General features: G+C 70.1%; 8 protein-coding genes and 3 pseudogenes. 4 read left to right on the top strand and 7 right to left on the bottom strand.

Annotated elements, in window-relative coordinates:
- The 3 genes from L2I40_RS00965 to L2I40_RS00955 form a co-directional block, all read left to right on the top strand.
- The coding region (locus L2I40_RS00965; RefSeq protein ID WP_237212977.1) for a xanthine dehydrogenase family protein molybdopterin-binding subunit at nucleotides 1-1,988 on the top strand (1,988 nt) is incomplete at its 5' end.
- Nucleotides 1,985-2,725, top strand: a complete 741-nt coding sequence (locus tag L2I40_RS00960; RefSeq protein ID WP_237212976.1) for an FAD binding domain-containing protein — start codon at nucleotides 1,985-1,987, stop codon at nucleotides 2,723-2,725. The genes L2I40_RS00965 and L2I40_RS00960, both read left to right, overlap by 4 nt.
- Complete coding sequence (locus L2I40_RS00955) at nucleotides 2,722-3,183, top strand: (2Fe-2S)-binding protein (RefSeq protein ID WP_237212975.1); 462 nt, start codon at nucleotides 2,722-2,724, stop codon at nucleotides 3,181-3,183. The genes L2I40_RS00960 and L2I40_RS00955 overlap by 4 nt, the downstream gene beginning before the upstream one ends.
- Nucleotides 3,184-3,264: 81 nt before the next feature.
- On the opposite strand, the gene L2I40_RS00950 is transcribed toward L2I40_RS00955, so the two are convergent.
- The 5 genes and pseudogenes from L2I40_RS00950 to L2I40_RS24530 all read right to left on the bottom strand — a co-directional run.
- On the bottom strand, nucleotides 3,265-3,837 hold the full coding sequence (locus L2I40_RS00950) for a HupE/UreJ family protein (RefSeq protein ID WP_237212974.1): 573 nt from the start codon (nucleotides 3,835-3,837) through the stop codon (nucleotides 3,265-3,267).
- Nucleotides 3,837-4,450, bottom strand: a pseudogene (ureG, locus tag L2I40_RS00945) (urease accessory protein UreG). The gene L2I40_RS00950 and the pseudogene ureG overlap by 1 nt, the downstream one beginning before the upstream one ends.
- Nucleotides 4,447-4,938 (bottom strand): urease accessory protein UreF, encoded by a 492-nt coding sequence (locus L2I40_RS00940; protein WP_237212980.1) that lies wholly within the window; start codon nucleotides 4,936-4,938, stop codon nucleotides 4,447-4,449. Before L2I40_RS00940 ends, ureG begins: the two are co-directional and overlap by 4 nt.
- Nucleotides 4,887-5,117, bottom strand: coding sequence for a hypothetical protein (locus tag L2I40_RS00935; protein WP_237212981.1), 231 nt, complete (start codon nucleotides 5,115-5,117; stop codon nucleotides 4,887-4,889). Before L2I40_RS00935 ends, L2I40_RS00940 begins: the two co-directional genes overlap by 52 nt.
- Nucleotides 5,092-5,607: pseudogene (locus L2I40_RS24530) on the bottom strand (urease accessory protein UreE); the annotation flags it as partial. The gene L2I40_RS00935 and the pseudogene L2I40_RS24530, both read right to left, overlap by 26 nt.
- 176 nt (nucleotides 5,608-5,783) lie before the next feature.
- Between L2I40_RS24530 and ureC the strand changes: the two are divergent.
- Nucleotides 5,784-5,960, top strand: a pseudogene (ureC, locus tag L2I40_RS00925) (urease subunit alpha); the annotation flags it as partial.
- Between the two features lie 87 nt (nucleotides 5,961-6,047).
- On the opposite strand, the gene L2I40_RS00920 reads toward ureC, so the two are convergent.
- Together L2I40_RS00920 and L2I40_RS00915 are read right to left on the bottom strand one after the other, a co-directional pair.
- Nucleotides 6,048-7,862, bottom strand: a complete 1,815-nt coding sequence (locus tag L2I40_RS00920) for an SLC13 family permease (RefSeq protein ID WP_237212973.1) — start codon at nucleotides 7,860-7,862, stop codon at nucleotides 6,048-6,050.
- Nucleotides 7,863-7,864: 2 nt separating this feature from the next.
- Nucleotides 7,865-9,367, bottom strand: a complete 1,503-nt coding sequence (locus L2I40_RS00915) for an AbgT family transporter (RefSeq protein ID WP_237212979.1) — start codon at nucleotides 9,365-9,367, stop codon at nucleotides 7,865-7,867.
- Between the last annotated feature and the right edge of the window lie 42 nt (nucleotides 9,368-9,409).

Below are 9,409 nucleotides of genomic sequence, written 5' to 3'. Positions count from 1 at the left end.
ACCTCGCCGCCACGCGCGCCGAGGCGAAGGACCTCGTCGCCGGCTGCGAGGCGGAGATCGAGGCGCTTCCCGCGCTGCGCGACGTCGCGGCCGCGCTGGCGCCCGATGCCGCGCCGCTCCATCCCGGCTGGACGGACAACCGCTACGCCAGCGCCCGCATCGCAGCGGGCGACGTCGCGGCGCTCGATGCGGCGCTGCGCATCCGCCGCCGAGTGTCGCTCGGCCGGCAATCCGCCGCACCGATCGAGCCGCGCGCGCTGCTCGCCGCGCCGGACCGGCGCACCGGCGAGCTCGTGCTGCATGTGTCGAGCCAGGGTCCGCATGTGCTGCGCCACGCACTGGCCGCCATGCTTGGCCTGCCGGAGGCGCGGCTGCGCGTCGTGGCGCCCGATGTCGGCGGCGGCTTCGGATTCAAGAACCGGCTGATGCCGGAAGAGGTGATCGCCTGCGCCCTCGCGCTGCGCCTCGACCGCCCGGTGCGATGGGTGGAGGACCGGCGCGAGAGCCTGATGGCCGGTGCGCAGGCGCGAGAGCATCTCTACGACCTCACATTGCACGCGACGCGGGACGGCATCGCGCTCGGCCTGTCCGGCGAGCTCTGGGTGGATGCCGGCGCCTACGCGCTTTGGCCGACGGGCGCCTTCGCCGAGGCCGGCATGGCGGCGCGCAACCTGTGCGGCCCCTATCGCATCGCACATCTGGACGTGACGCACCACACCGTCGCGACGACCAAGCCACCGATGGGGCCCTACCGCGGCGTGGGGCGCACGGGCGCCTGCTTCGCGATCGAGCGGCTGCTCGATGCGCTGGCGGACGAGACCGGCCTGTCGCGCGTCGAGATTCGCCGCCGCAACCTAATCGCGTCGCACGACCTGCCGCATCGCACCGCCGCCGGCCTCGCGCTCGACACCGGCGACTACCGGGCCGCACTCGACGCGGTGGAGGCCATGCTGGACCGCGACGACATCGCGGCGCGACGCGCGCGTGGCGAGCGGATCGGAGTCGGGCTCGCGATGTACACCGAGCAATCGGGCCACGGCACGGCCGAATGGGCGGCGCGGCGCAACCGCGTGGTGCCTGGCCACGAAGCCGCGACGCTGCGCATGCATCCAGACGGCTCGCTGACGCTGCTCACCGCCATCCAGAGCCACGGCCAGGGCCTCGAGACGAGCCTCGCGCAGATCGTCGCGGAGGAACTCGGCCTCCATCCCGATGCGGTCGAGGTGCGGCATGGGGACACCGCGCTGTCGCCCTTCGGCTTCGGCACCTTCGCCTCGCGCTCGCTGGTCTTTGCCGGCGGCGCCGCGCAGGCGGCGGCGCGCGAGTTGGCCGCGAAGCTGCGCCGGCTGGCGGCCCATCTCCTGCAGGCCGACGCCGCGACGGTGGAACTCCGCGCCGGCGCAGCCTGGGCCGGCCCGGCCTCGGTCCCGCTCGCCGACATCGCGCACATCGCGCTGCTGAGGCAGGAACGCCTTCCGGCCGGCGAGCCGCCGGGTCTCGAAGCGCATGTCGCCTATTCCCCACCCGAGGAAGGCGGCGTCTTCTCCTACGCCGCGCATGCCGCCGTGGTGCGCGTGGACGCGGAGACCGGGCATGTCGCGCTGCTCGACTACTGCGTCGCGGAGGATTGCGGGACGATGATCAACCCGCTGATCGTCGACGGCCAGGTGAAGGGCGGCGTCGTGCAGGGCATCGGCACCGCGCTGACGGAAGAGCTGCGCTTCGACGAGGCCGCGCAGCCGCTCTGCACCACCTTAGCCGACTACCACCTGCCTGCCGCGCCCTCGCTGCCGGAGATCCGGGTGCACCACCTCGTCACGCCGGCACGCTCCACCGTACATGGCGCCAAGGGCGTGGGCGAAGGCGGGGCGATCGCGCCGCCGGCGGCGATCGCCGCGGCGGTCGAGGATGCGCTGCGCGACCTCGGCGCACGCATCGATGCGGTGCCGGTCACGCCGCGCCGCGTGCTGGCGGCAATCCCGCGATGACGCCGGCACGCTTCGCATTGCGGCGCGCGACCGACTGGGAGGAGTTGCCGGCCCTGCTCGCGCAGCCCGGTGCCATGCCGGTCGCCGGCGCGCAGTCGCTCATGCCGATGCTCGCGCTGCGCATGACGGAGCCAGCGCTGCTCGTGGCACTGGGAGACCTGCCCGGCTTGCAGCGCGTCGAGCAGACGGCGGCCGCCCTCGTCATCGGCGCCGGCGTGACGCATGCCGCGACCGAGGACGGCATCGGCCCGGAACCGCTGCGCGGCTGGCTCGCACACGTCGCATCCGGCATCGCCTATCGCCCCGTGCGCAATCGCGGGACGGTCGGCGGCAGCCTTGCCCTGCACGACCCCGCGGCGGATTGGCCGGTCGCGCTGCTCGCGCTGGATGCCGTGGCGGTGCTCCGCCGGGGCGCGATCAAGCGCCGCATGGCGCTGGCGCAATTCCTGACGGGCGCCTTCGCGACGGCGCTCGGGTCCGGCGAGGTTCTGGAGGCGATCGAGATACCGACTCCGCCGCCCGGCGCCCGCTTCGGCTGGTGCAAGATCGCGCCCGCGCCGGGCGCCTTCGCCGAGGCCGCGACAGCGGTCCTGCTTCGGCCGGGTGCCGCACCGCGGATCGCCGTGACGACCCACGATGGCGCACGCCTGCTGACCGCCGCGCCCAGACCGGACGACCCCTACCTTGCCCGGCTGCGCGAGGTCGCCATCAGGCGCGCGGAAGCGGCCGCCGCATGATCCGGCTCCAGGTCAACGGCGCGATGCAGGAGGTCGTCGCAGAGCCGCGCGACAGCCTCGCCGCGGTGCTGCGCGACCGGCTCGGCCTGCATGCGACCCGCATCGGCTGCGCGCATGGCAGCTGCGGCGCCTGCAACGTCCTGCTCGACGGCGCGCCGGCGCGCGCCTGCCTCGTGCCGGCGGTCCTGGCCGTGGGACAGGAGGTGGTGACGTTGGAGGGCTTGCGCGACGATCACATCATGCTGTCGCTGCGCGCAGCGTTCCAGGCCCAGCACGCGCTGCAATGCGGCTATTGCACGGCAGGGATGCTGATCGCGGCGCGTGACATGATCCAACGTGGCTGCGCCCGGAATCCCGACGAGATCCGGGCCGGCCTGGCGGGTCAGCTGTGCCGGTGCACGGGCTACGACGGGATCGTTGCCGCGATCCTTGGCGCAGCGCACGACGCTCGCCGCTAGCAGGCATCACGCCGAACCGATCGTCCCCTGCTACGGCGGTCATCGCCCCGTCTGGTGGTTCGAGAGCGAGTGGAACGCGCTCTACAGGGGCATCAGCGCCAGAACGGCCATCACGCTTGCGAGCATCGCACCGCCGTCGCCCGCAAGCCGCACGGCCCTGCACCGGTGCGGCGTCGCCGCGAGCAGAAGGCCGGTCGCATGCAGCCGAAGCGTGGAGAACACGAAGCCGACGACGAAGCTGAGCCCGCCAGTCGAAGCTTCCATCCCATGCGCATGCCCATGCACGAGCCCGAAGCCCGTGACGAGCGGCACGGCGAGACCGAGCGCCATCGGCACGGCGCTTGCGACGAGCGAGCCCAGCACGATGATCGATGCGAGGATCGCCGCCTCGATGGCCGGGAACGGTACCTGCCCAACGCCGAGCAGTCCGCCCAGGGCTATTCCTGCAAGAAAGCCCGCCGGTAGAAGCCACCGTGCTCGGCCACCCGAAAGACCTGCGAACAGCCCCACCGCCAGCAAGGCGGCAGTGTGGTCCCAGCCGCCGAGCGGGTGGAGGCAGCCGGCCGCGACGCCATGCGCGTCAAGCCCGCCGGGATGCGCGAGAGCCGGGAGCGGTGCGAAGATCTCGATGAGAGCAGGACGGATTCGCTTCATCACGCTGCCCTGCCACGCGCGACAACCCCGCCCGATTGCAGGATGAAGGCTGCGATTTCCGCCGCGCCCCGGTTCTCCTTCAGGTTGGTGAACATGAATGGTCGCGTGCCGCGCATCCGCCGCGCGTGCCGGTCCATCACGGCGAGATCCGCCCCGACGAGCGGCGCGAGGTCGGTCTTGTTGATCACGAGCAGATCGCTGCGCGTCATGCCCGCCCCGCCCTTGCGCGGGATCTTGTCGCCGGCGCTGACGTCGATGACGTAGATCGTGAGGTCCGCGAGCTCCGGGCTGAAGGTCGCGGCCAGATTGTCGCCGCCGGAATCGATGAAGAGGATCTCAAGTTGCGGATGGCGTGCCGTCATCTCAGCCACCGCAGCGAGATTGATCGAGGCGTCCTCGCGGATCGCAGTATGCGGACAGCCCCCGGTCTCCACGCCCATGATTCGGTCGGGATCCAGGACACCGGAGCGCGTCAGGAACTCCGCGTCTTCCTTGGTCTGATCGCTGCGACCTCGTTGCCGTCGCGCAGGAACTTGCAGAGGCGATCGACCAGCGCGGTCTTGCTGCTGCCGACGGGGCCGCCGACGCCCACCCGGAAGGGTCCGTTGCTCATGATCGGAACAGCCTTGTGTATTGCGTCTCGTGACGCATGGAGGAGAGGTCGATGGCGATCGCGCTCGCGCCGATGCTGTCGGCGTCCGTGACGGCGAGCGCGGCATCGGTCGCGGCCTCAATCGCCGGCAGCAGCGCCGCGGTCGCGATCTGCCCGTCGGTCTGCCCAAGCGGCACCAGCCGCACGCCGGCCGAGACGATGTTGGCGGCGAAGGCGGTCAGCCAAGCCAGGCACGATGCGCGGAGCGGCAGCCCGTGGAAGGCGGCTGCGGCGCCGACCGCGACGGCATGCGTCAGCCGGCCAGAATGGCGCGCGGCATAGGCGGCAAAGCGCGGCTCCGGCCAGGCGGCGTTGGTGACCTGCGCAAAGGCGGTCCCGGGCTGCGTCGCCTCGAGCGACAACTCCGCCTTGCCGCGCCACACCGCGGCAAGATCGGTCACCTCGTCCAGTGCCACATCGTCGCCGGCATCCGCCGCGCGCCACGCCAGCGCCAGCAGCGATGCATCGACCGCGCCTGCGCCGCGCAGCGCTGCGTCACCGCGCCTTCCTCCACCGCCGCTTCCAGCGCGTGGCTGTAGCTGAAGGCGCCGACGGGGTAGACCAGCGACAGCCACGCCAGCAGTCGCGCCATCGCCGCGCCGTCAGTGATGGTGGTGGTCGTGGTCACAATGCGCGTGGCCGTGATCGTGGTCGTGGTCGTGGTGATGATCGTGGTCGTGTCGGTCGTGATGGTGCCCGTGCGGGTGGCCCGGCACGCGATCGTGCTCTCCGTAGGCGCCGCCTTCCGGATTGAAGGGCGCTTCTATGTCCCGCAGGGCCGCCCCGAGGCCCTGTAGCATCTGCATGATGACGTGGTCGTGCCGGATCAGGATGCGGCCCGCCCCGATCTCGGCAGGCAAGTGCCGGTTGCCGAGATGCCAGGCGAGACGGAGCAAGTGCTGCGGGTTGGCCGCCGTGAGCTCCAGGAGCTGCTCGTGTGCAGCGCGGACGCGCACGAAGCCGCCGCTGGCGAGCTGCAGCCCGTCGCCATCCCTCAGCAGCTGCGCCTCGGGCAGGTCGAGCAGGAAGGCAAGACCCGCTTCACCGGTGTAGAACCGCCGCCGACGGAAGCGCTCGTCGAAGTCGAGCGTGACGCTGTCGCGGGCCTCTGCCTCCGGCCAGGACCCGGCGGCTTGGACGACGGTCGCGCGCGGGACGTCTCTTCCATCGCCAGCCTCAGAACAGGAAGTAGCGTTGTGCCGGCGGCAGGACCTCGGCCGGCTCGCAGATCAGCAACTCGCCGTCATCCCGCGATCCCGTGCGAGATGCCGGACCACGCCGGCGATGTCCTAGCGCCGGTGGCGGCGATGCGCCCGACATCCTGCGCATGGTGGGCGAGCCGAAGTTCCTGCCCTCCTCCACCAACCCGACTATGCCCTACACGCGGAACACGGTGGACGAGCATCTCGACATGCTGATGGTCTGCCATCACCTCGACCCGCGCATCCCCGAGGACGTGGCCTTGGCCGAGCCACTCGCTGTACGAGGCGGCAGTCCGGCGCCTTCTCACCGTCTGAGACCGGGTGCCCGCGATCGAGCCCGGCAGGTCGCCGGGCGGTCAGAAGCGCCAGACGAGCGGCACGATGAAGACCGCAACCAGGAGGAACCACAGCATCATCGGCAGGCCGAACTTCCAGTAGTCGCCGAATTCGTAGCCGCCGGGGCGCATGACCATCAGGTTGGTCGGCGTCGCGATCGGCGTGAGGAAGGATGCCGCAGCTGCGACCGCGATGGTCATCAGCACCGGCAGCGGCGAGACGCCCATGGTGGTCGCCGCGGCGACACCGACCGGGATGATGATGAGTGCCGTGGCCGTGTTGCTGATCAGCTGGCCGAGGACGGCCGTGAGAAGGAAGACACCCGCGAGCAGGATATAGGGGCTGCCGCCCGCGGCCATGGCGACGAGGCCGTCTGCCATCATGTCGGCCGCGCCAGTCTGCACCATCGCGGTCGAGAGCGGCATCATCGCCGCGACCAGGATGACCGTGGTCCAGTCCACTGCGCGGTAGGCCTGGTCGATCGTCACCACGCGCAACAGCACCAGGGCGAAGCAGCTGAGCATGCCGGCGACCGCGGCCGGGACCAGGCCGGTCGCCAGGAAGAACACCATGGCGGCGAGCACGCCGATGGCGGTCCAGGCGCCGGCGCCCAGCGGCACGGCTTGGCGGCGCACCAGGTCGGGCGAGTTCACCACCAGCACTTGCGGATCGGCGAGCCGGACGTCGAGCGCCTTCCAGCTGCCCTGCAGCAGCATCGTGTCGCCCGCCTGCAACTGGACCGGCTCGACGCCGACATCGCTGCCGCCGCGCTGGATCGCGATGACGACGAGGTCGCCACTGTCCGTGACCATCCCCTGGTAGGCCGTCTGGCCGATCATCGCCGAGCGCGGCGGGATCATCACCTCGGCCAGGCCGGAGCTGCGATTGAACAGGCTGTCGCGCAGGTCCTCGTCGCTGTTCTCGAGCCGGAAAGCCAGATGCTGCGCCGACGCAAGCCGCGCGGCTTCCTCGCCCTGGCCGGAGACCAGCAGGAAGTCGCCTTCCTGCATCGCATCCCGCTTCAGCCGCTCGCCGGTCTCGCCGTCATGGATCGCGACAAGGCGAAGGCCCTCCCAGTCATGGACCTCGAGCGCGGAGGGCGGCTGGCCCACCAGGGGCGAGCTGGCGCGGAGACGGAGGCGGAAAAGTCCTTGCTTGAGCCCGTACTGCTCGACCAGCGTCGTGGCGTGGCGACTGAAATCCGCGCTCATCGTCTCGCCCGCGCGGTGGGGCAGCAGCCTCTCGCCAAGCAGGATGCTGATGGCGATCACGCCAAGCACCAGCGGCACGCCTACGATGGTGAACTCGAAGAAGCCGATGGCGCGGAAGCCGGCATCGGCCGCAGCCTCGCTCACCAGCACGTTCACCGGCGTCCCCGTCAGCGCGAGCAGCGAGCCGGCATGGGCCGCGAAGACCATCGGCATCAGGAGCTGCGATGGCTGGCGGCGCAGCCGCAACGCCATGACCACCACGACCGGCAACAACGCGGCGATGGCGCCGTTCAGGCTGATCAGCGCCGTCAGAACCGCCGCCAGCAGCGCGATGAGTCCCATCAGGCGCGCGCGGCTGTCTTCCCCGGCGCCGCGGATCAGCATCTGCCCTGCCCAGGCCGTCACGCCGGTGCGGTCGAGCGCCGCGCTGACCACGAACAGCGTGGCGATGAACATCACCGCCGGGTCCCCGAAGCCGGAGAGCGCCTGGTTCAGCGTGAGGAGACCGGTGACGTAGAGCGACAGGCCGACCCCCATCGCCACGACGATCACCGGGATCCGGTTCCAGACGAAGAGGACGATGGCGGCCAGGATGATGGCCGCCATCACGGCGATGTCGCCCATTGCTAGAGACCCCAGGGCAGACCGAGAAGGAACCAGCCGGCGAAGAACACCATCCAGACCAGGGAGATCAGCGCGACATACGGCAGCATCAGCGCGATGACCGTGCCGACGCCGGCATCCTTCTGGTACTTGATGGCGAAGGTGACGATCATCGCAAAATAGGCGTTCAGCGGCGTGATGGCGTTCATCGGGCTGTCGCCGACGCGATAGGCAGCCAGCACCACTTCCGGCTCCACGCCGAGCTGCATCAGCAGCGGCACGAAGACCGGCGCGAAGATGGCCCACTTCGCGATCGCCGCCGTGATCACGAGGTCGAGTATGAAGACCACCACGATGAAGCCCATCAGCAGGACCAGCGGAGGCAGGCTCATCTTCGTCAGTACGTCAGCCATGCCGACCGCGGCCAGCGTCGCCATGTTCGTGTAGTTGAAGAAGGCGATGAACTGGCTGATGACCAGCAGCAGCAGGATCAGACCGGCGAGGCCGCCGATAGACTTCTGGATGGCGCCCATCACCTCGTTGGTCGTCTTCAAGGTGCCCGCGCCGCGTCCGTAGCAGATGCCGCAGACTAGAAAGATCAGCGCGATCGACACGATCAGGCTTGTCATGAAGGGCGAATTGCCGATGATCGCGCCCGTCTCGGCGTTGCGCAGCGGCGCGCCGGGCGGCAGCGTCAGCAGGCACAGGAAGGCGATCACGCCGAGAAGGCCGTAGCCCGCGAGGCGCAGGCCGCGGTACTCGTCCTCGGACAGCACGTTTTCGCCCGCCACCTTGTAGTCGCCGGTGTAGGGGCCCAGGCGCGGCTCGATGATCCGTTCGGTGACCAGCGCGATCAGCACGGTGAGCATCACCACGGATCCCATCGAGAACCAGACGTTCGATGCGAGATCGATGGTGAGCGACGGGTTGATGAGCCGGATGGCGTCGTTGGTGATCTCGGTGAGGATCCCGTCGACCGGCGTGATCATGACGTTGACGAGGAAGGCGGCCGCGACGGAGGCGAAGCCGACGCCAAGCCCCGCCAACGGATGCCGCCCGACCGAGATGAAGGCCGCGGCGGCGAGCGGAATCAGCACGAGGTACCCGGCGTCGGCCGCGATGGAGGATACGATGCCGACGAAGGTGAGGATGTAGGTCAGCGCCCGGGCAGGCGCCACGATGACGAGCTTGCGGATCAGCACCTTCACGAGGCCCGCTTCCTCGGCGACGCCGACGCCGACCATCGCGACGATGATCACGCCCACCGCGTTGAAGCCCATGAAGTTGGGAACGACGCCGGTGAACATGAAGCGGATGCCGTCGATGGTCAGCAGGCTTCGTGCCGCGACCGTGGTCGGCTCGATCTCGCCGGTGGCGACGTTGTAGGCCTGGAACGTGACCTGCGCACCGAAGGCGGCGAAGACAGCAGAGAGCACGACGATAAGGCCGATCAGGTAGACGAAGATCATCACCGGATGCGGCACCCGGTTGCCGATCCGCTCGACGGTGTCGAGGATCCTCTGCATCACGGTCGGCTCCGCAGGGCGGGCCGGCGGGGGGCTCATCGC

The organism is Falsiroseomonas oryziterrae (assembly GCF_021864505.1).
Classification (GTDB): Bacteria; Pseudomonadota; Alphaproteobacteria; order Acetobacterales; family Acetobacteraceae; genus Falsiroseomonas; species Falsiroseomonas oryziterrae.
The sequence above is the reverse complement of the archived record's forward strand: the minus strand, read 5'-3'. Positions and strand labels throughout refer to the sequence as shown.